Genomic DNA, 21,615 nt, shown 5'->3' on the forward strand with positions numbered 1-21,615 from the left:
AACCGGCAAACAAATCAAGATCTATTAGCTGATCATTGACTACGTTATATCGACAATCTCAGATGTCAAAACAGGATTTCCTTCAAGCACAGCGAACAAACCGCCAGCTCCCCAATTCTTATTTGATCCATTTGCATTGAAATAGAGTCGACCAGAAAGTTGATGGTAAACAAAATCAGCATCACGCCTTGCTGTTTTCTTCCATTTTTTAGCCCTACTGATTGCAAAGTTCGCGTCAGACTCAGCCCCAAAGGATTGGACATCAATTTCCAGACGTTGTGACGATGGATCAAAGTTTGTAATGATATCGGCATTTTTTCTTCCAAAAGAACCACTTCCGCGCACCTTGACAGTGTCAACAATTTGTTCCGTCACGGGTTCCTCGACAGGTTCTGTAACCAGTTCCGTCACGGGTTCCTCAGTAGGTTCTGTAACCGGTTCTGTCACAGTTTCCTCGACAGGTTCTGTAACCAGTTCCGTCACAGGTTCCTCGGTAGGTTCTGTAACCGGTTCTGTCACAGTTTCCTCGACAGGTTCTGTAACCGGTTCCGTCACAGGTTCCTCGACAGGTTTATGGGTCACATCAACAATCTCAGATGTCAAAACAGGGTTTCCTTCAAGAACCGCAACCAGACCACCGCTCCCCCATCCTTTGGCCGCTTTATCCGGATTGAAGAACAACTGCCCAAAACGTTGTCGGTAGACAAATTCGGCATCCAACTGGGCCGCTGCCTTCATCTTCTTTCGCTTATAAATGGCAACGAAGGCATCAGAATCAACTCCAAAGGATTGAGCATCAATCTCCAGGCGTTGCGACGCAGGATCGAAGTTTGGAATGCGATCGGCATTTTTCTTTCCATAGGAGCCATCCCCAACAATCTCAATCGAGTCAATAACGGGGTCCGTCACCGGGTCGGCCACAGGATCAATGACCGGGTCTGTGTCTGATTCAGGCTGCGACTTCTCAGTTGACAAGACAAGCTCCTTTTCAAAGCTGTTGCCGGCAGAATCCTTGGATGAGACGCGGATCTGGAATGACTGATCAGCACTCAAATCCTCTGATCCACTAAACAACAATTGTCCATCTTGAATACTGAATTGACTGTTGTTTGTATCTCCAGCACCCTCCACCAGGGCATAGGTGTGGACATCAACTGGATCAGAATCTGTCGTCGTGAACGTCGCCAGAACATCGCCCTTTCCGGAAGCCGAGCTCAATTCAGTTGTCGACAGGGCTAAGTCGGTGGGTCCATTAGCAGGCCCAACAGTGAAACTCCAGACATCACCAGGTACTTCACCTTCATCCGTGACGGTGTCAACACGCCAGTAGTAGGTCTGGCCTGGGACGAGAGATTGCTGCGGTGTGAAAATATTGCTGACCTGGGCGGCCTGAAACTCGAGATTGGCAGGATCAGAACCGAAGTAGACCTTGTTAGTGATCATCTCCAGTCCCTCCAGCCAGATCAGATCGGTGTTCGGCTTGGCACTTGCCGCACCATCCCCAGGAATCGGACTCTTGGCATCCTCCGTTTTATGGCCGGGTATCCAGTAGTAGTCGTCGCCATATTCATAGGGGCCAATATCAGGGGCATCCCCAAAAAATCCATCGGTGATCCCAGGCTTGTACGTTCCCTTGTCGATCAAGGATGAACCCGCACGTGGCCTGAAATCAAAGTTCGCTGTATCACGCAGTTCATCTTTGATTGAATGGCCACGCATCCACTCGGTCGTTGAGTTCCCGGTTTTATTCTCTGGGTTCAGTACAGGAATCGGGTGTCGCTCAATATTGCCGGCGTTATTATGAACAATTGAGTACAAATTACCCTGATACGGGTTAGAGCCGCGACGCCCTTCTTGTCTATAATCGTAGACATTAACACCGGTTTCTGGAAGAATTAATCCCTGCGTTGCTGGGTCGTAACCACCCGTGTAGCCATAGAACTTATCTTTATCGAAGCCAAAATCATATTTTTCATTGTCAAACGCGAGATTACTTATCAGGGTATGTTGATCGCCCTTGAAGCGATAACCTCGCCGATTGTTGAAGCTCACATTGTGATGGGCCGTTCCACCGATACCAGCGGGATCCCCATCAAAACGGATACCATTACGACCAGGCATATCGTGGATCCAGTTGTGTTGCAACGTGGTTCCAATCGCAGCACCCCGGTTGATCTGGATACCAGAATCATCACCGTGATAATGATAATCGTAAATACGATTTAGCTCCCCGAGTGATTTGCCACCCTGTTGGCCAAACTTCGCTCCCAGGCGAGTCATCCCGCCAAAACCCATCGAGTGGACGCTGTTGCGACGCGCCACCATTCCGTCATAAACACGGAATGATGCGAAACCACCATTACTTGGATTATTGTGAAAATGAGAATTTTCAACCAAAAAGTGGGCAGAGTTAGCCCCAAGATCAAGATCGGCGCCGAAGTTATAAGCAAACTCATTATTAATCCACTTCATATTGGAATTGTGATACCCAAAGCCAGTGGAAGGATCGATATTTCTATCCTCTCCCTTAACACGCCCGCCACCTCCAGCACTGTTGCCGAAAGGGTTGCGATAGGGATCCGCAATGATCGTACGCTTTTCAGCGTTCAACATGAAACGCGGATGAGCTGAATAGAGAAACTTCGTGTTTTTAAATGTAATGTCGTGATCACCCCAAAGATCAAACGCTCCAACCCTGAAGGTGATGTCGTTGAAATCAATAAACGAGGATCTCTGCATCTGCAGGATCTTGTCCGGAGTGCCCCACGCAGACAGGTCTCCGTCGGAGCCAACATTCTTGCTTGGGGTATTGGTTCTTGCCAGTTTGGATGTTTCTTCCTCACCGTAACCGCGAGCCTCAATCCTTTGTTCGTTGGGATTAGCGTTGCCGTCGAGCCAAACGAACAGCTCTCCAGTAGCTTCTTCGTAATGCCACTCCTTGGATTGATCGAGGAGATCTAGATGCTGCGTTAGGTAGTAAACGCTTGGCTGTCCAGGCCCTGTGAGAGTGCCATCCACCTGGAAGGAAGAATCTCCAGCGTTGTGTTGGATAACATCAACGGCATTGTTCTTGTAGCCGACAGCCACAGCACCTTCAACGCTGAATCCAAGATCTGAAAGCTTGTGTTCACTCTGATTGGGAACGGTATTGGCGCGCGTCTTCAGGTCCCAGTAACTGCCAGGCGTTGGATTACTGCCGTCTGAATCATCCAGCTCATGCCAATCTTTGGAGATGTTCGGCCAACGGGCGCCGGTGAGCATCGAATCACCGAGAAAGAGCTGGGTGACATCAAAGTCAACACTGGTTTTCCAGATATTGCCCTCGTGAGGGACCCATTCACTCGTGATCTCCTTCGCGCCGGAAACAACTACCTCCTCATCGTTATAACTCTGAATGGTGATCCGTTGATCGGCCGATCCATCCAGATGGTTGAACCTGAGATGTTCCCGATATGTCCCCTCGCGAATATTGATGGTGTCGCCAGGCTTCAAACGAGCGATGGCATATTGAATCGATCCAAATGGTTCCTCAAGCGTGCCCGGATTGGTGTTATCACCATCCTTCGCCACAAAGTATGTCCCTGATGTGTTGCTGAAATCTTCCGTCAGTCCTTCGGTGATCTCTCCATCAACGTTGATCACATCTCCATACACCTCTTCCCAACCCTGATTGAGCGCTCGCTTTTGGGAAATCCATACGTCGAAAACAGATTCGTTCGAAGCAAGAAGACGACCATCCGAATCAGTTGACCACTCACCGAATAGACCTCTGTTGCTCGTGCCTGTTCCCTTCAACAGAATCCTGTAGGCACCTTCTTGCTCAGGATCTGGATTCGGAACAGCGCGGAAAACGTCATAACCCCACTTGAGTTTATTCGATGAACCAGAAAAAATCTTTCCTTTTTGCCCACTAATTTGAATAATCTTGCCCTGATCAACAATCTTGGATCCGTTGCTTCCATCCAGCAGACCATCACCATCCGCATCCAACTGAGCCGATGTCAGCTCAATCGTGGCATCAGCTTCCGACTCGGAGGTGAACTCCGGCACCGTCTGATCAATGGTGAGGGACGATGCTTCAGAACTGGATGGATCCTCGCCATCGGGTTTTAGCTCCCGCGCCGTGAACAAAAATGTGCCTTCAGCCAGGGCTTCGTTGTCTGCCAAAGCAAAGCTCCAGGCCCCAGACTCATCGGCCACCGCCGATCCCAACACGACATCACCAGCAAGCACCTCAACGGTGGATGCTGCCGTCGCCACACCTGAGAACACCGGGGTGTTGTCGTTCGTGAATCCGTCCGATCCACTGTCGACGGAGACGTTAAGTGTGGAGAGACTGTCATCCCCGACAGGAGTCAGAGGATCAAGGACGGGAATTTCAGGGTCATCAACCGGGATCTCACCGGAAACAGGGACGATGTCGTCCTCTGTTTCGGGTTCGTCGGTGCCTAAATCATCGTCATTGGCATCATCGGCGTCATCAGACGTTGATCCATCAGACACTGCACCTTGTTCAGAATCTGATTCAGCCGCTTCTTCCACACCCACACCCACACCCACTACACCGTCATCCGGCACGGTGTCCTCGACACTGAGAGCGCTGACGCCACCCTCACTCTCTGTTGATGCCTCGCCAAGATCGACGATGGTCTTGGACAGCGACACCTGCACGTCCAAACGGTTGCTGTTACCCGCCAGGTCTGTGGCCACAACAGCGAAGCCGATGCTGTCCGGCAGAGGAACCAGTGCAGCAGGATCGAGCCGAACCTCTCCGCTGGCAGCATCGATCGACAGACCCGCCAGTGGCAGCTCGCTGAGGGACTCCAGCGTGAAGGTCACATCTGAGGCATCCTCTGCGGATGCTGTGTAGATCAGCTGGCCAACCGGGGCGTCGTCGTCCACCGACGCCGCCGTGATGCCCCCACCACTGCTGTCCTTTGCCAGGATCGACTCCCGGAATCGGGAATCCCAGCCAGCCAGAAGGGCCTCGACCGCTGGCAACCAGGAGGTTTTGCCAGTGATGACACCTTCCGTGTTGACATCAAGCAGCTGAAACGCAGATTGATTGCGCTTTCCCTTCTTCAGCAGAACCTCAAACCCGTCCTCGACGACCAACGCCTGAATGGCATCCCAGCGCTTGGAGCTGGAGCTTGAAAGAGGATCCCCCCCCTTGGTCTGGAGTGTGATCGGATTTGAATCGGTGAGGAGCTTGTAGGCCTTGCCCTTGGCGCGATCGAGGAATCCATCGCCGTTGGCATCACGTCGCGGGTCGTGCCCGATGAAGCCGTCCTTCCGGATCTCATCACCAAAGACGCTCTCCAGGCCACTCTTGAGTGCCATGTCGATCGATTGCCACTTGGAGGAGCCGTTGATCACACCAGAGGCATTCGCCTCGAGCACCTTGAACTGCCCCTGTTTCTTCCCTTGCCCTTCCAGCAGCAGTTTGTAGCCGCCATCACCCCCATCCGACACCGCCTTAAGAATGTCCCACCGCTTCGTGGAGGAATCTGAAAAGCCTTTTCCCTTCCAGTCTTTGAGTGGCAGCTCTCCCTCAGCGGTGGCCAACTTGTATCGTCTCGAACCATCAACCAGGCCGTCTGCGTTGTTGTCTCGTGAGGGACGCTTGGTTTGGCTGGCCACGAGCTCGAAGTATTGTTCAACCTTTCATTCTGATGGGCTGAGCAGTACTACGCCAGCCTTGAGCTGAGCCCCAACGTACGGACTTACCAAAGCAACTGGCTCAGTTCATCCTCAAGGCTGTACATTTAAGAAATTGCTAATAAAAAGCACTTCAGGTCAAAGCGATAACGTCAACAAAATGTTTTGCTGACAATGGATTCCTAGGGGGAGTGAACCGAAGACAACATGAGATTCTTTGCAAGCCTGCCCGAAGCTTCGACGTGGTCGAAGGCGGCGATTGCGATACCGGTTGTGAAGCAACTATCACTGCAGCTCGACTGAGGCCAATGAGCGACTCCAAACTACTTTTGAATAAGCAGTTTGAACTTTAAAAGCCATCATTAGTACCCTTATGGCCCATTGCTTAAAGGAAAACGTCAGAGTGTTTGTATCATCCAATAAGCAGGAGCTCCATCCCCTAATTCGATGACGTCCACCCTTTTCAACAATGCGCTGCATTTTGATGGCACAGGTGGCGCCTATTTAGAACGTACGAACACAGCGGTCGATCACTCACCGTTATCACGAACATGGGTCAGACCAAATGCCGTCGCCGACGGTAAGACTGGGAACAGGAGCCAACCATGGGCCTCAAGTATTATTTTCAAGATTGAATCAATCAATACCGATAACAACTCGGTACTCTGGCGAAAAAGAGGAGGTGGAGTTGATCACATTACATTAAAGCTAGATACATCTGGCAAGCTTATTTTTACACTTGGCCGACTGGGTGACGGCAACTACATAAAATTCACCTCAGCAAACAGTCTTGCAATAGATCAGTGGACTGCCATATATATCGATTACAATGGAGGAAGGACGAGAGAGACGGATAATTACAGCAGTCGATTCAGGCTGAGAAGCATTGATCTTTCCGATGGAACTTCAACAGATTTAACAACCGCAGGCACATGGGAGGCATTCGGGAATGGAAGCCGTAATAACGTCACTGGCTCGCTATTGTTAGGAGCAAATAGCGCAGGAAATAATAATTTTTCCGGAGATATTGCAGCATTTGCGATTACAACACTGAAGGCAAATGTAAATCTTCCTGATGACACTGAAATCGATAAATTTGTCAGGGACCCCAAGACATGGCTATCAGATTACAAAATTGGTAACAACTTTAGATACCCGTCTCAGAGGACTAATCAGGCAGGTACAAATTTCGCAATGAGTAGTGCCGGTGCTGCTACCACAGCATCCTCCCAAGCCACACAAGTCTATCTCTTTGGAGATGACATGCCGCTGGGTGGAGCCAGAAGCGACAGTTACGCAGACATGAAAGTTCGAAATAGAGTTTATCCCGGCTTCTCTAATGTTGAGCTAATCAATGGAAGCGGTACAAACTTTAATTCTGCATCATTTACATCGATCTATACACCACTAAGTCCATCAATTAGTTCCGTCAGCTCGTCAACAGCGAATGGCACCTATGGGATCGGTGATGCGATCACCATCAACGTTGAGTTTTCAGCGGCTGTAGATGTCGTCACAACAGATGGAACACCAACTTTAGAACTGGAAACCGGAGATACAGATCGCACAGTCGATTATTCCTCAGGAACTGGTACATCGACCCTCACATTCACATACACGGTGCAGGACGGGGACACTTCCAGTGATCTCGACTTCACGGGAACATCCGCACTCGCCCTCAACAGCGGCACCATCAAAGCCAGCACTGGGGCAGCGAATAACGCAAATCTCACGTTGGTATCGCCGGGAGCTGCAAATTCACTCGGGGCTAATAAAGCACTTGTCATTGATGGCACAGCGCCAACCGTTCAATCCGTCAGCAGTTCCACCGCTGATGGCACCTACAAAACCGGCGACACGATCACCATCAACGTCGTCTTCTCTGAGGCCGTCACCGTCAACACCACCGGCGGTACCCCCCAACTCACCCTCGAAACCGGAACCACCGATCAAGTCGTCAACTACTCCTCTGGATCGGGGACCACCACCCTCGCCTTCTCATACACCGTCCAAGCCGACGATTCCTCCGACGACCTCAACTACAAAGCCACTTCCTCCCTCGCCCTCAACGGCGGCACAATCCAAGACGCCGCAGGCAACAACGCCACCCTCACTCTCCCCGCCCTTGCAGGCAGCGACTCCCTCGCCGGCAACAGCGCCATCGTCGTTGACACCACGCCTTCTCCGAGCCCATCTCCAAGCCCTAGCCCCAACCCATCTCCAAGATCTCCTACTCCTACTCCTTCCCCAACACCAACACCTGCTCCATCACCAACGCCAACGCAAAAGTCCAATCCTTCCCCAACTCCTGATCCAACTCCAGCCAAACCAGACAACTCAAATCCCCCCAATCTGATCCTTGATGCCAAACGAATTGGCAACCAACACGGGAAGGCAACCTACAGAATCAAGCCTGGCGCCAATGTTTGCCAGTCCGTTCTCAATCTCGACAATCAAGCCACGGGCGACGACACAGAAGAAACTGGAGAAGAGCTCACTTATCGAATCACAAAAGGAAACAAAAGAAGCCTTTTTAATATCAGCAACACCGGCATCCTCTCATTCATACCGGTAGAAAATGCATTCAAAAAGCAGATCCAAATCCTGCCTCTCACCATCAGCATCACCAGCAGCAAACGCCTACTCCCAACAACCACTCAAGTGGTGATTGTCATCCCTGCCAAAGCCACCACAAAAAGTACGTGCGACCCAAAAAAATTCAAGCCAGAAGAAGATGGGTTTCGGCTGTTAGGCGGCTCCTGTGATGACACGTTTAAAGGGCGTTACTCATACACAGCACTTCACGGAAAAAAAGGCCATGACCGACTCATCGGCCGGGGAGCCAATGATTCTCTCTATGGCGGACAAGGCCATGACACGTTGCACGCAGGAGGAGGAGATGACCTGCTCATCGCTCATGAGGGGCATGACGTTCTGAAAGGGCGCAAAGGCAACGATCAACTTCGCGGACATTCAGGCCATGACACCCTCCGCGGTGGAAGCGGCAACGACACCCTCAGCGCTGGCTTGGGTGACGACCTCCTCAATGGCCAAAGAGAAGATGACCTTCTACGTGGACGCCCAGGCAACGATCGCCTCCGCGCACACTCAGGCCATGACACATTGCGCGGGGGAGAGGGCAACGACTCACTCTCCGCCGGGGCAGGAAACGATCAACTTGTGGGGCGCAAAGACAACGATCTCCTCAAAGGACGCCAAGGCAACGACACTCTGCGCGGCGGGCCGGGAGATGACATTCTCAAGGGCGGCAAAGGCGCTGATCAATTCCGGCTGTCCAGGGGCACAGACGACATCCTCGATTTCAAACCCCATCAAGGCGACACCATCAAAGCCCCCTCATCCGTATCGCTTCAATTCGTTGAGAACGGACAACATCTCCTGCTTCTCGACCCCAGCTTCAACATTCACTCCACACTCCACAACACCTCAATTGACGCCTTGCTCAATGCTCAGCCTGGGCTCGTGAACTGAACACCTGCTGCTGCCGATAATGAAGCCATGAGCTTTTCCGCCGCCCCCACCGAATCCTTCGACGTGATCGTTGTCGGCGGCGGCCATGCCGGTTGTGAAGCAGCGATCACCGCTGCACGACTCGGGCTGAGCACAGCTCTGTTCACTCTCAACCTCGACCGGATCGCCTGGCAGCCCTGCAACCCTGCCGTCGGCGGCCCCGCCAAAAGCCAGCTCGTCCATGAAGTGGATGCCCTCGGTGGTGTGATCGGACGCCTGGCCGATGCCACCGCCATCCAGAAACGCATCCTCAACGCCAGCCGCGGCCCGGCTGTGTGGGCCCTGCGCGCCCAGACCGATAAACGCCTCTACTCCCGCCAGATGCTGCAGCTGTTGCAGCACACCCCCAACCTTGCGCTGCGCGAAGCGATGGTGACCGGCCTGGAAACAACCGGTGAAGGCGATCAGCAACGCATCAGCGGAATCCACACCTACTTCGGCAGCGTCTACGCCGCCGACGCAGTGATCCTCACGGCCGGCACCTTCCTGGGGGGCCGCATCTGGGTGGGTCATCAATCGATGGCCGCTGGCCGCGCTGGCGAACAGGCCGCCGAAGGCCTCACCGAAGCTCTCCAGCAGCTCGGATTCCACACCGATCGGCTCAAAACCGGTACCCCCGCCCGGGTGGACCGGCGCAGTATCGACCTCGATCAGCTGGACGAGCAACCCAGCGATGCGGCCGATCGCTTCTTTTCCTTTGACCCGGCCGCCTGGGTAAGTGGTGAACAGATGAGCTGCCACATCACACGCACCACAGCAGCCACCCATCAACTCATCCGGGACAACCTGCACCTCACCGCCATCTACGGCGGCGTGATCGACAGCAAAGGGCCCCGCTATTGCCCCTCAATCGAAGACAAGATCGTTCGTTTTGCCGATAAGGACAGCCACCAGATCTTCCTGGAACCGGAGGGACGCGATACGCCGGAGATCTATGTGCAGGGCTTTTCCACAGGCCTGCCGGAGCCGATCCAGCTGCAACTGCTGCGCAGCCTTCCGGGTCTTGAACAAGCGGTGATGCTGCGCCCGGCCTATTCCGTGGATTACGACTACCTGCCTGCCACCCAGCTCAAACCATCCCTGGAAACCAAGCGGGTGCGTGGCCTGTTCAGTGCCGGGCAACTCAATGGCACCACGGGGTATGAGGAAGCGGCTGCCCAGGGCCTGGTGGCCGGCATCAATGCCGCACGGCTGATCGGCGGCCAGGAGCCAGTGCACTTCCCCCGCGAGGGCAGCTACATCGGCACGATGATCGACGACTTGGTGAGCAAAGACCTGCGCGAGCCCTACCGGGTGCTCACCAGCCGCAGCGAATACCGGTTGATTCTCCGGGGCGACAACGCCGACCGCCGCCTGACGCCACTGGGCCGGGAACTTGGCCTGATTGACGATCGGCGCTGGCAGCTGTTCGAGGACAAACTCCAGGCCATGGAAAGCGAAAAGCAACGCTTGGAGAACGTGCGCCTCAAGGTGAGTGATCCCATTGCACCAGCGGTGGAACAAGAAACGGGAGCGGCGATCAAAGGATCGATCACTCTGGCGGACCTGCTGCGACGTCCTGGCATGCACGCCGCCGATCTGGTGCGCCATGGCCTGGCCGATGCCGATCTGCCACTGCCAGTGCGCGAGGGGGCTGAGATCGACATCAAATACAGCGGCTACCTGCAACGGCAACAGCAGCAGATCGATCAGGTGAAACGTCAGAGCCAGCGCAAGCTCCCTGCCGATCTGATCTACGCCGACATCGGCACCCTCTCTCGAGAAGCACGGGAAAAGCTGGATGCGATTCAACCCACCACGCTGGGACAGGCTTCGCGCATTCCCGGTGTCAGCCAGGCTGACACCACTGCATTACTGATGTGGCTGGAACTGCGGCAGCGCAGCCACCTCGCCACCGCCAAAGAAGCTCGATAGCTTTGGGATCATTGGGCTTCGGCCTTGTCTTCCAGGGTTCCTACATCACGTGCCTACTGGAACCTGCGAGCGGAGCAGGTGATGGACAAGGTGTTTGAGCAGGATGCCTTCGATGCGGGAGAGCGGCACCTGATGGCGGTGGACGTTGCCGTTGAGGAGCCAACGACGATCCAGGACGCGCAGCCGAACCCAGCTTCATCAGCAAAACCCCAGGAATCAAACCTGTGGTTGCTGCCGATGCTCACCGGGATCGCCGTAGCCAGCGTGGTGAGTTGCGGCTGGCTGATTGGCAACTGGCAGATCTCCCAGTCTCAGCTCGAACAGGAACGCAACCTTCTGCTTGTTGAGCGTCTGCGCCAGACCATCGCGCCATCGAAAGAACCGGTTGCGACTCGAGAACAAGTTCAACAGCCACAATTCAGCGATTTACCGCCACCAACCGCTCAATCGACCTCCACCCAACAATTGCCGAGCCAACAGCCAGCTTCACAACAGCCAGAGACCATCAGCCTGGCACCACTGACCCTGCCGATCCGCCAAACACCCTTGTCGACCCAGCAACCTGACCAAGCGTCTGTGACGACGGCACCCAACGCTGGACTGTTTGACGACGAGCCACAACTCACCGGTGTTGTGCAGGGGCCTGGCGGCAGCAGTTCTGCGATCTTCCAGATTGGACAGGGATCCCTTTCGGCCGGCATCGGCGAACACATCGGCAACAGCGGCTGGACACTTGAGGCCATCAGCGACACCGGTGCAGTGATCAGTCGCAATGGCGAACGTCGCAACCTGTCGGTTGGGGGCGTGTTCTGATCGAAGAATCCTCCCTGTTCGCCTCGCCTCCTCAGCTCTGGCAGGCCCCAACTGAGGCGGTGCTCTCCGGAGAAGGTCCACGCCAACTCCCGGGACCATGGCGTCTGATGCTGCTTGGAGATGGCAGCCCAACACGCCATCTCCGCTTGTTGACCGGAGAAGCCGTCGCGGTGGACCTGATCGCCATGGAGCCTGAACAGCAACGTCAGGCTGATGCACCAGCGGAAGTGGGCGAATTAGAGGCTCCTCTGCTGCGACGCCAGGTCTGGCTGACCTGCGGAGGAATCACCCTCGCCTGGGCAGAAAGCTGGTGGAATCAGGCCGAAGCCGATCTCCACCTGCAGGACCGCAACCTGCCGATCTGGCGCAGTCTCACGCAGGGACGATCGGAACTGTTCCGGGAAGTGGATGGCCTGGCCCTGGTGGATGCGGACTGGTTACAGAAAGCCTTCGGATTACAGGGGCCCTTCTGGAGTCGCCACTACCGGTTTTTCCGGGGTGGGAAGGCGCTCACAGTGATCCGGGAAGTGTTCAGCCCACAGCTTGAAACCTGGCTGGGACCAACCCTGCGACAGGAACTTCAGAGAAGTTCATGAACTAGCCAACGAGATTGTTGGGATTTGCTCTTGACAACTTGCCATTAGGTATGCAGCGAGGAAGATGTGAGAACAGTGATTCCCCGTGTCATGGCAGCCTCAGCCTCCTGGCTCAGCCTCACCGACCTCGGCCGGATCTATGGGATTTCGGCCATTCATTGCGGCCGCACAATGGAACATCTCGGCTGGCGAGATAGTCGTGGACGCCCGACGCCAATCGCCGTTGACATGGGTGCCGCCATGTCATCGGGACCCCACAGCCAAGGTCGAGGCACCCTCTGGAATCGAGACATCTGCGGCAGGGAGCTGCAGGCCCGCGGCTACTCGCCCATGAGCCGGAGCCTGCAGGTGCAGCAGTGGACCCAGTTTCTGGAAGCGATGGAGGAGGGATCTCCATCGATCGATGCCACCGTTGAACAGATGGCGGAAGACATCCCCGGCGAACTTGCGGAAGATGTCAACCACCAACTCGCTGCTCGTGGCTGTCGCTTCCGCGTCAGCCATTAAACGCAATGCTCAGGCGAGGCGAAGGCCTTCCACCTGCTGAGCGGCCTTCTGCAGCAACGCCCGCAGTTGCTCCTCATCGGTATTGCTGAGGCTGGTTTTCACAAGCCGGGCGTGGGGTACATGGCTGCGAAGACGTTCGACAACCTTGTCGGGCGTGCTATCTCGAACCAGCAGTGCCAGGGCCGCACTTCCCTTCGGCAGCGTTTCACTGAGATCCTTCAGGAACTGGTCGTTGATGCCGATATCACTGAGAGCTCCGGAAGCGGCTCCGGCGCCCGCTCCAACGGCGAGTCCCACGAGCGGATTCAGGAAAATCAGTCCAACCAGCATTCCCCAGAAGCTGCCGCTGACAGCGCCTGCTGCCGCCAGGTTGATTGCCTGGCGCAGATGAACATGGCCGTCCTCCGCGTGTTCCAGAACGACGGCATCCTCCAGGGAGATCAAATGCTCCTGCTGGATTCCGACCAGTTCCTGGCGAACGGTCTCGGCTTCCTCAACCTTTGGGAAACCGATCACGATCAAATTGCTCATCGACTTGAAATGGCGATCAACTGAAAACTAGGAACGGACCACAAACAGCGTCAGGTACGACGACGACTCGACCGGGGCAACGACCGACGTGAGCTCTGATCCGAGCCACGACTCCAGCGCTCGACGCGAAAATTGTCATCATCCGGCCAGCCTTCATCAGCGTTCGAATCAGCAGCTGCAACCTCGCCTGTCCCATCGGGGGTCTGACTTCGCCTGGAAATCGCATCAAGAGGACGCCTGACGGGACGACCTTCAGCAGCAGCAGGACGAACGGCGGAGGAAGCCTGCTCCTGCCATGGCTCGCGCCAATCCTCGTCATCCTCCAGGAGCCACTCCACCTTTTCACCGACCCAGCGGCCCACGGAATCAAGATCCAACGAGGTCCGGCGCTGTCCTGGCCGGCGACCAGACACCCCATCAACAAGCTGACGACCGGTCTCCAGCCATTGATCCATGCGTTGGTCCAAACCATCCCGACGGCGGGAGCCGCGCAAACGTTTGTCATCCATGGTCTGACGTTACCGGCGGCGATGGCGCAACCAGTGTTCCCGTCGCAGCCCAATCACAACAATCACAACGCCTGCACACTCCAGGGTCAGCAGAAAGGCATCCATGGATCAAGGCGAAGGCTCAGCCGGTACGTAGTCGAGCAGACAGCTGGCATGCCACTGTCCGCCATGCAGCCGTTCGCAGCAAGGCCGACAAGCCGCATTCCGCATACGACGCCGACACGCGGTGCGCTGGCAACAGATCGGACAAACCGCCCACCAGCGAGGTGGTTTTGACGGGACGGGGTAACTGTGACGGACACGAACTTCAAAACGCTGCTGATCCGCATTGATCTGGGCCATCCGTTGCCGAAACCTGGGCCCATGGCCCTCCCGGCTCCTCAGAACCAGATCCACCCAGGCATGAATCATCTCGTGACAGAGGGTGCTCTCCGTCGCCTCCTGGGGCAGGGGCTCAAGCAGGGGGCGAGACAACACGATCTCGCAGCCGCGTGCTCCAGCGACACCAGGACCACGGCGATAAAACCCTGCCGTCCGGCTCATGCGGCCATCGCTCCAACGAACCGCAACACGTGGCTCCCCCGCACGGACGAGCACACCATCGAAGTGTTCACGATTGAGGCGATGAAACAGAGGCAGCAGGGGTAAAAGCGGCAGCGGTCGGTCAGTGATTTGGTTGCCCCGTCATCCTGCCGCGGTCAGTCAGACTCGGCGCTGCTTCAAAGGCAAGCGATGGAACTGGGTCTAGTGCGCGAGATCGGCAGCAAGGCGCTACTGGCCGGAGGTGGCGCTCTACTCCTCTACTGGACGTTCACTGCCGTGAAACTGGTGCTGAGCGCCAGGGGCATCAATCCACTGATCAAGCAGTTTTTCACCCAGGTGGCTGCCGGTCGGATTGATGCTGCTTATCTGCTCACCACCAAGTCCTACCGACAACACGTCAACCGGCAGCAGTTCATCCGCTTTCTGGCCGGTCTGAAACTGAACAAGTACCGCAATCTCAAATCGGGTCGCCCGCGCATCCAAGAGAGCGACGTGATCCTGACTGTGAAGCTCAAGGCCGAAAACGACGACGAGCTTCCCCTCGACTTCACGTTCACCAAGGTTGATGACAACTGGCGCATCGCCCGCATCAACCCGGTCAATGCCTGATCAGCACGAGCGGGCCGCAGAACTGCGGCACTTGCTCAACCGTGCAGCTCACGCCTATTACGTTCTCGACGCTCCCGAAATGGAAGACGCGGTCTATGACCGCCTCTACCGGGAACTTTCAGAGCTCGAAACATCCAACCCAAGCCTGCAAAGCCCTGACAGCCCCACCCAGCGGGTGGGTGGTCCACCTGCCGAAGGGTTCAGCAGCGTTGAGCACCGGGTGGGCCTGCTCAGCCTCGACAACGCTTTTAATCGCGACGACCTCCAGGCCTGGCACGAGCGGCTGCTCAGGGTGCTGGACCGCCCCGAGGACAGCCGCCTGCCCCTAGTGGGGGAACTGAAAATTGATGGCAACGCCCTGGCGCTGAGCTACCGCAATGGGATCTTGCAGCGAGCAGCCACCCGTGGCGACGGCAGTCGCGGTGAAGAGATCACCGCCAACGTACGCACGATCAGCTCGATTCCCCTGCGCCTGCAGATCGACAACCCACCGGAATGGGTGGAAGTGAGAGGAGAAGCCTTCATCCCCGATGCCACCTTTACGGCCATCAATGCCGAACGCGAGCAACGGGGCGAGGCCCTGTTCGCCAATCCCCGCAACGCCTGCGCCGGAACCCTGCGCCAACTGGACCCAAAGGTGGTTGCCTCACGCCGGCTCGACTTCTTCGCTTACACCTTGCATCTACCGGGTGATGCCCAACCCCCCAGCCAATGGGCAGCCCTGGAGTGGCTGAACACGGGCGGGTTCCGCGTGAACCCGAACCGGGAACTTTGCGCAGATCTGGCAGCCATCAACCGCTTCTGCGACCACTGGGAGCAGGGTCGCCATGACCTCCCATATGCCACCGACGGCGTGGTGGTGAAGTTGAACGACCTGCTGCTGCAAGACGAAGCCGGCTTCACCCAGAAGGCACCGCGCTGGGCGATCGCCCTGAAATACCCCGCGGAAGAAGCCCCCACCCGTCTGCTGCGCGTTGGCGCTCAGGTGGGCCGCACCGGTGCCGTCACCCCCGTGGCCGAATTCGAACCGGTTGCCCTGGCCGGCACCAGCGTCAGCCGCGCCACCCTCCACAACGCTGACCGGATCGCTGAACTGGATCTGCATCTGGGCGACACGATCGTGGTGCGCAAAGCCGGGGAGATCATCCCGGAAGTGGTGCGGGTGCTACCGGAGCTCAGGCCCAGCACAGCCACCCCGGTGCAGCTGCCGGAGCAGTGCCCCGAATGTGGCTCGAGCCTGGTGCGGGAGGGTGATGAGGCCGCCACCCGCTGTGTGAACAGCAGTTGCCCGGCGATCCTTCGAGGAGGCATGCGGCACTGGGTGAGCAAGGGCGCCCTGGATGTGGATGGCCTCGGCAGCAAGCTGATCGAACAGCTGGTGGACCGTGGCCTGGTGCGCTCGCTGGCCGATCTCTACCGGTTGGATGCGTCCCTGCTCGCCAGCCTGGATCGGATGGGAGACAAGTCAGCCACCAACCTGGTGGCGGCTCTCGAAGCCTCCAAACAGCAGCCCTGGCACCGCCAGCTATACGGCCTCGGAATCCGACACATCGGCGAGGTCAACGCCAAAGCGCTCGCCACCGACTTTGTCAGCATCAACAGCCTCGCGGCAGCGGCCCTGGACGCACCGGAGCAGATCGCTGCGCTGCACGGCATCGGCCCGGAAATTTGCGCCAGCCTCGGCCAATGGCTGCGCACACCCGCCAACCAACAGCTGCTACAGGACTTGCGCAGCGTCGGCCTCTCCCTGGAAGCGAGTGCCTCCGAGCAAGAGGCCGCGAGCCAAGCCGGAGCTGACGCCAACGGCGTTCTGCAGGGCAAGACGTTTGTTTTAACGGGCACCTTGCCCAACCTCAGCCGCAGCGACGCCAAGGCGCTGATCGAAGCGGCCGGCGGCAAGGTGAGCGGCAGCGTCAGCAAGAAAACCGACTATTTGGTGGCGGGTGAAGCCGCTGGAAGCAAATTGAGCAAAGCCGAAAGCCTGAAGATCACGATTCTCGATGAATCCGCACTCCATCAACTTCTTGAGAAAAGCCAATAAAAAAATCCCCACCAGTTAGAGCGGGGATCGTATTTCTGTCCAGGACGGTTAATGCACAACTAGCATGAACAAGATCTTAAAAATGCGCAATCGGCACCTCAGCCATGAAATCCTGATAGGAAACATTCAACACAGTTGTCTTGTAGCCGCCACCAACGATCTTCACGTGATCGCCCGTATCTTTGAACCGAAGATCAGCATCAGCGGGGATCGCGATGTGGTCCTTGCTGAGATCAAAGTCTGTGATTGAATCCTTGCCCTTGGACAGCACAAATCGATCCTGACCTTTGCCACCGGTGAGTTCATCAGATCCCTTACCGCCGTCCAGCACATCGTGACCCTTGCTGCCAGCCAATGAATCCTTGCCAGCTCCACCGTCAAGAACATCATGGCCACCTTTACCCACCAGGGTGTCCTTGCCCTTGAAGGCTGTGATCACATCGTTGCTTTTTTTGCCCTTCAAGGTCTGTGCCCCTTTGGGATCACCGGTGATCTCTTGATCAGATTGCCGTCGGCATCGAACTCAATCACCAAACGACCGATGTAGTCGTAATCGCCGGCTTCTGTGACCACCGCCGTTTGCGTTCCGCCAGCATTGGTCACCCAGGTTGGGTACTCCTCGGTTTTAACGTCTCCTTCACGGGGAACATCATTGGCGTCACCAGTCACCGGCTCTGAACCACCGGCGATGATCACATCCACATCCTTCAACTGGGCCGCCAGGGTTTCTTCGTAGTCGAACACCTGCATGTGGGAGGTGAGAATGATCTTGTTCAGATCAGGATTGGCAGCCTTCAGCGCATCCACCTCGGTTTGAATCACAGCGGCGGTTGCTGCAAGTTCCGCATCCGTCAACAGCTGCGCACTGGCTGTGGGCGACACAACAACACCACCCGAACTGGTGAGATAAGGCAGGCCCGGTGCGGTTGCTCCAATCACGGCGATCTTTTGATCATCTTTGGTGAAGATGACCGAGGAGGTCAGCGTCTTCGCTTGCGGTGCTTGACCACCGGGAACGACCAACGGAGAAAGAAATGTGTCTCCAGAAAAGTCAAGATTGGTAGACAAGAAGGGGAACGTTGCACCTGTATGTGGCGCACCAAAGATGTTGCCAACAGCCTCACCTTCATCGTCCTTTGCGCTGATCAACTCAGCGAAGCCTTCCGACAGAATTGAAGAGTCAATCTCGTGATTACCGACGGCAATCGCATCAAGACCAAGTTCGTTCTGAATCTGCAATTCGCTCAAGCTACGGACACCATAGAGAGCATCACTAGCCTCACTGAAATTACCGGGAATGCAGGTATTTCCAGAACCAATAAATACGGATTGATTGGCACCAGAGTCTTTCTTTCGAAGAGCATTCAGAACAGCAGTCAAACCAGGAATATTATTGAGTACGGAATTGCTTGTAGTCTGCTGATCATTGATGTGAAATAGCTCAAGCTTGTAAGCCATGAAAAGAAAAATGACCTTCAGTAATTTAAAAGCATATGCAAAGAGAAAAGTTAATGCTCACTCAAGAACTGGCTAAAATGCAATTTTTTGATCAGCTAGAAATAAAAAACCTCCCCTTATGGGGAGGTTATTGTCTTCAAAAGTCGAACAACAGCATTTGGCTAATCGAAGTAGATCAGAACAGATCGTTATAGCTAGACGGGAAGGTGGAGACGGAGCCAGACATCTCACTCGCCACGAGCAGCGCGCCCTTGTCATCAGCCTCAGGCACGTAGTAGATACCCTCAGGTGACCATGCATTGGGTGACCAGAATGTCGCCAAATGCTTCACATCTTTGAGATCAGTGACATCAAAGACAGGAATGATGGAGCCAGCTGGCAAGCTGCCATCGGCGGTGCTGCTTGGGTCAAAGGCACGCTTAAGTCCAACCGCGACAAGGTGACGCTCGTTCTTGCCCTTTTTATTGGTCATGCTGAAGGAGACCGTGTGCTCCGGCTCGGTGCCTTTGTCGTCGCTGCGGCCATCGTCGTAATGGTTGAGACTTGCAGCAATCTCCTCAAGCATGTTGCCGGCGTGATAGAGGGTCTTCCCTTTCGCGTCGAAGATCGAGAAATCCCTGGTTCCCATCATGTAAAGATCACCAGTTTTAGGATCATTCATATCCTTCAGAGTCTTCAAACGACCTTCAGCCAAGATCGCAGAATCAAACTTAGATGCATCGCTGTATTCATCTTCTAAATCCTTAGAGCGAACTTCGTCGTAATAGAAGCCATCATCTTTGTTGGCGCCATGCTTAAGGGTAACAAATAGTTCGTCGTCATTCTCTACATCAAAGTCACCCTTGTTGCCGACTCCTCCTTGATCATAAATGTAGATAGTGGCATCTTCTTGCCAAGGATCGGCATCTGAGAAAACAGCGCCGCCTACATCATTCGTACCATAGGAGAAGGTTTTTTCTCCTTCAAAGGCATCGGTCAGTCCGTCTTCAATCAGGGCCTCGATTTCGAGGTTCACATCATCAGGACGGATTCTGCCATCTCCCTCACCGGGCGAGACATAGAGAAGCTTACCCGCCGAATTGACATAGGAGCTGATGCCATCAGGTTGCGACAATCCAAAGAGATTCTGTTTCTCAGTCGGCGCAAAAATCTCATCCTCATTGTTGGTATCGATTGGGATACCATCAAAGCTCTTCGGCTCGAGGCCAAAAACTCGCTTGATTTTCTTTTTGGCAATATCGACCACGGCGATACCATTGTTCTCCTGGAGAGCAACAATCGCTTCGCTGTCACTTGAGGTCGCAACGTATTCAGGCTCAAGGTCAACAACGCCATAGTTCTTGTAATCACCCTTGTCCGGACCAGAGAGACGAACGCCGGCTTTTTCAAGCTTCTTGTTGGATTGATTGAACTCCAACGTCGTGACGTCAGATTTTGAGGGCTTTTTATTATCGACATCAATAATGGCAACCGAACCTTTCGGGTTGGTACCGATACCGTATTGCTTCTTTTCGATCCCGTAGAAATCAAGAGGCTGGCCTTCATTCGCCACAATCAAGGTGTTGCCATCGGGGGTAAACACCAACTGGTCGGCCAGGTTGCCCACAACCTTCGTTGTGGCGACTTCCTTGACTGGATTTTGCCACCAACAAGCTGAAAAAAGGTCACCTTTGACTCAGCTGTCTTCGGCGAGACAACAGTTGCAGCCGCAAGACCCTGGGAACTGATCGCGATATCTGTGGCATCACCTTTCAGGAAGGCTTCACCAATCACCTTTGGCTTTTTCTTGAATCCCTTGGAATAGTCGAGGACGATAACCTGACCGCCTTTTTCGTTATATTCACCGGTAATCAACCAGGCATGCTTATTAACTGGGTCGTAACTGATTTTTTCTGCGCCACCAGGCTGAATATGGGTTTTAGCCTTTATAACCTTGCTTGAAATTTTGGCGTCACCGTTGGAATCAACGATTTTGTTGGCCATGAGAGATGCCTATTTGATGTTAGGTGTTTAAAAATTTTGTACTTCACATGGTAAATCTGGGTTAAAAGTCAGCTAAATATTGTTTATCAACCGCGTAATGTATTACGCATCACATTTATTCCAATCCCTAGAGACATGATTGATCGTTCGACCATTCACCGTTGGATCAAAACCGACTGCGGTCGTGCCAAATTTGCAGAACTGGCATCCCAGAGGGGCTGGCTCGCGTCAGCAAGGCTGCTGTGGTTCGTGGTGATCGCTGCCCTGCGGGACTGGCGCCTACCCAATCCCGATCAGAGCGACGTCTCCACGTCCTGAAGCGCTCGTCTGGCTGCACGGCTCACCAGCCAGACCACGGCCACCGTGGCAAGCACCCCAACCACCCGCAGCCCCCAGGTGCCGGCATCCGCCTCACCACCAAGGACGTCACCGAAACGGGCCACATCACCGGCCAACGCCCCCAACCCGCAGAACAGCACCGTGCCGGGCAGGATCGCGATCAAGCCAATGCAGTAGTCCCGCAGGCTCACCTCACTGAGGCCGTAGGCCAGGTTGAGCAGCGAAAAGGGAAAGGCTGGAGAGAGGCGCGTCAGCAGCACCAGCTTCAGCCCCTCCTTGCTGACGGCTCGCTCCACCGCCTGCAGCTTGGGGAGCTGCTCCAAGCGGCGCCGGGCCCAATCGCGCAGCACCGAACGCCCCAGCAGAAACACCACCACAGCACCAAGGCAGGCCCCGACGAACACCAGGCCGCTGCCGAGCCAGGTGCCGTAGAGCACCCCGGCCAGCATCGAGGCCCAAACCCCTGGCAGCAACAGGGTCACCCAAATGGCATACAACGGCATGAACAGCACCGCCCCGGCCGGTGAGCGCAAGAGCTCCAACACCTCCGGGAGCCAGTGCTGAACCGAAGAGATCAAGCGCA

17 protein-coding genes are annotated in these 21,615 nt (G+C 55.4%); 8 read left to right on the top strand and 9 right to left on the bottom strand.

The window, feature by feature from the left end:
• Nucleotides 1-39: 39 nt before the first annotated feature.
• Entirely contained in the window at nucleotides 40-5,640 is a 5,601-nt protein-coding gene (locus tag SYN9616_RS0110835) for an Ig-like domain-containing protein (protein WP_028953098.1), read from the bottom strand.
• A 465-nt stretch (nucleotides 5,641-6,105) separates the two neighbouring features.
• Between SYN9616_RS0110835 and SYN9616_RS17390 the strand changes: the two genes are divergently transcribed.
• From SYN9616_RS17390 to SYN9616_RS0110860, 5 genes are all read left to right on the top strand, one after another.
• On the top strand, nucleotides 6,106-9,150 hold the full coding sequence (locus SYN9616_RS17390) for a hypothetical protein (RefSeq protein WP_156918769.1): 3,045 nt from the start codon (nucleotides 6,106-6,108) through the stop codon (nucleotides 9,148-9,150).
• Nucleotides 9,151-9,177: 27 nt separating this feature from the next.
• Entirely contained in the window at nucleotides 9,178-11,103 is a 1,926-nt protein-coding gene (gene mnmG, locus SYN9616_RS0110845; protein WP_028953100.1) for a tRNA uridine-5-carboxymethylaminomethyl(34) synthesis enzyme MnmG, read from the top strand.
• Nucleotides 11,104-11,127: 24 nt separating this feature from the next.
• Nucleotides 11,128-11,916 (top strand): type II secretion system protein N, encoded by a 789-nt coding sequence (locus SYN9616_RS0110850; RefSeq protein ID WP_071991456.1) that lies wholly within the window; start codon nucleotides 11,128-11,130, stop codon nucleotides 11,914-11,916.
• 14 nt (nucleotides 11,917-11,930) lie between these two features.
• Nucleotides 11,931-12,512 carry a chorismate lyase gene (locus SYN9616_RS0110855; protein ID WP_198015213.1) on the top strand — a complete coding sequence of 194 codons (582 nt, stop codon included), beginning with the start codon at nucleotides 11,931-11,933 and terminating at the stop codon, nucleotides 12,510-12,512.
• 90 nt (nucleotides 12,513-12,602) lie between these two features.
• Complete coding sequence (locus tag SYN9616_RS0110860; RefSeq protein WP_028953103.1) at nucleotides 12,603-13,019, top strand: hypothetical protein; 417 nt, start codon at nucleotides 12,603-12,605, stop codon at nucleotides 13,017-13,019.
• A gap of 9 nt (nucleotides 13,020-13,028) precedes the next feature.
• Here SYN9616_RS0110860 and SYN9616_RS0110865 read toward each other — a convergent pair whose 3' ends face one another.
• The 3 genes from SYN9616_RS0110865 to SYN9616_RS16600 all read right to left on the bottom strand — a co-directional run bounded on the left by SYN9616_RS0110865 (nucleotide 13,029) and on the right by SYN9616_RS16600 (nucleotide 14,716).
• Nucleotides 13,029-13,550, bottom strand: coding sequence for a DUF1269 domain-containing protein (locus SYN9616_RS0110865; protein WP_028953104.1), 522 nt, complete (start codon nucleotides 13,548-13,550; stop codon nucleotides 13,029-13,031).
• 50 nt (nucleotides 13,551-13,600) lie between these two features.
• The gene (locus tag SYN9616_RS0110870; RefSeq protein WP_028953105.1) at nucleotides 13,601-14,059 is read right to left on the bottom strand and encodes a hypothetical protein; all 459 of its coding nucleotides are present in this window, start codon (nucleotides 14,057-14,059) and stop codon (nucleotides 13,601-13,603) included.
• Nucleotides 14,060-14,167: 108 nt separating this feature from the next.
• Nucleotides 14,168-14,716, bottom strand: coding sequence for a SprT family zinc-dependent metalloprotease (locus SYN9616_RS16600; protein ID WP_071991457.1), 549 nt, complete (start codon nucleotides 14,714-14,716; stop codon nucleotides 14,168-14,170).
• Between the two features lie 75 nt (nucleotides 14,717-14,791).
• Here SYN9616_RS16600 and SYN9616_RS0110885 point away from each other — a divergent pair, with 75 nt between their 5' ends.
• Nucleotides 14,792-15,211, top strand: coding sequence for a membrane protein (locus SYN9616_RS0110885; RefSeq protein WP_028953107.1), 420 nt, complete (start codon nucleotides 14,792-14,794; stop codon nucleotides 15,209-15,211).
• Nucleotides 15,204-17,252 (top strand): NAD-dependent DNA ligase LigA, encoded by a 2,049-nt coding sequence (gene ligA / locus SYN9616_RS0110890; protein ID WP_028953108.1) that lies wholly within the window; start codon nucleotides 15,204-15,206, stop codon nucleotides 17,250-17,252. Before SYN9616_RS0110885 ends, ligA begins: the two co-directional genes overlap by 8 nt.
• Nucleotides 17,253-17,328: 76 nt before the next feature.
• Here the strand turns inward: ligA and SYN9616_RS16170 are convergent, their stop codons facing one another.
• The 4 genes from SYN9616_RS16170 to SYN9616_RS0110910 all read right to left on the bottom strand — a co-directional run bounded on the left by SYN9616_RS16170 (nucleotide 17,329) and on the right by SYN9616_RS0110910 (nucleotide 20,693).
• Entirely contained in the window at nucleotides 17,329-17,715 is a 387-nt protein-coding gene (locus SYN9616_RS16170) for a hypothetical protein (protein ID WP_051411023.1), read from the bottom strand.
• Entirely contained in the window at nucleotides 17,712-18,500 is a 789-nt protein-coding gene (locus SYN9616_RS0110900; protein ID WP_028953109.1) for a hypothetical protein, read from the bottom strand. The genes SYN9616_RS16170 and SYN9616_RS0110900 overlap by 4 nt, the downstream gene beginning before the upstream one ends.
• 385 nt (nucleotides 18,501-18,885) lie before the next feature.
• Nucleotides 18,886-20,316 carry a hypothetical protein gene (locus SYN9616_RS0110905; RefSeq protein WP_198015173.1) on the bottom strand — a complete coding sequence of 477 codons (1,431 nt, stop codon included), beginning with the start codon at nucleotides 20,314-20,316 and terminating at the stop codon, nucleotides 18,886-18,888.
• Nucleotides 20,265-20,693, bottom strand: a complete 429-nt coding sequence (locus SYN9616_RS0110910; protein ID WP_028953111.1) for a hypothetical protein — start codon at nucleotides 20,691-20,693, stop codon at nucleotides 20,265-20,267. Before SYN9616_RS0110910 ends, SYN9616_RS0110905 begins: the two co-directional genes overlap by 52 nt.
• Before the next feature lie 135 nt (nucleotides 20,694-20,828).
• Between SYN9616_RS0110910 and SYN9616_RS0110915 the strand changes: the two genes are divergently transcribed.
• Nucleotides 20,829-21,011, top strand: a complete 183-nt coding sequence (locus tag SYN9616_RS0110915) for a hypothetical protein (protein WP_037990967.1) — start codon at nucleotides 20,829-20,831, stop codon at nucleotides 21,009-21,011.
• Here SYN9616_RS0110915 and SYN9616_RS0110920 read toward each other — a convergent pair.
• Nucleotides 20,987-21,610 carry a TVP38/TMEM64 family protein gene (locus SYN9616_RS0110920; RefSeq protein WP_028953113.1) on the bottom strand — a complete coding sequence of 208 codons (624 nt, stop codon included), beginning with the start codon at nucleotides 21,608-21,610 and terminating at the stop codon, nucleotides 20,987-20,989. The two genes, SYN9616_RS0110915 and SYN9616_RS0110920, sit on opposite strands and share 25 nt — an antisense overlap.
• Nucleotides 21,611-21,615 lie beyond the last annotated feature (5 nt).

The organism is Synechococcus sp. CC9616 (genome assembly GCF_000515235.1).
GTDB lineage: Bacteria > Cyanobacteriota > Cyanobacteriia > PCC-6307 > Cyanobiaceae > Parasynechococcus.

Bases quoted from the DNA above. Each gene is read 5' to 3' on its own strand.
- SYN9616_RS17390 (WP_156918769.1), top strand. From the start codon at position 6,106: ATGACGTCCACCCTTTTCAACAATGCGCTGCATTTTGATGGCACAGGT.
- mnmG (WP_028953100.1), top strand. From the start codon at position 9,178: ATGAGCTTTTCCGCCGCCCCCACCGAATCCTTCGACGTGATCGTTGTC.
- SYN9616_RS0110860 (WP_028953103.1), top strand. From the start codon at position 12,603: ATGGCAGCCTCAGCCTCCTGGCTCAGCCTCACCGACCTCGGCCGGATC.
- SYN9616_RS0110865 (WP_028953104.1), bottom strand. From the start codon at position 13,550: ATGAGCAATTTGATCGTGATCGGTTTCCCAAAGGTTGAGGAAGCCGAG.
- SYN9616_RS0110870 (WP_028953105.1), bottom strand. From the start codon at position 14,059: ATGGATGACAAACGTTTGCGCGGCTCCCGCCGTCGGGATGGTTTGGAC.
- SYN9616_RS0110885 (WP_028953107.1), top strand. From the start codon at position 14,792: ATGGAACTGGGTCTAGTGCGCGAGATCGGCAGCAAGGCGCTACTGGCC.
- ligA (WP_028953108.1), top strand. From the start codon at position 15,204: ATGCCTGATCAGCACGAGCGGGCCGCAGAACTGCGGCACTTGCTCAAC.
- SYN9616_RS0110910 (WP_028953111.1), bottom strand. From the start codon at position 20,693: ATGGCCAACAAAATCGTTGATTCCAACGGTGACGCCAAAATTTCAAGC.
- SYN9616_RS0110915 (WP_037990967.1), top strand. From the start codon at position 20,829: ATGATTGATCGTTCGACCATTCACCGTTGGATCAAAACCGACTGCGGT.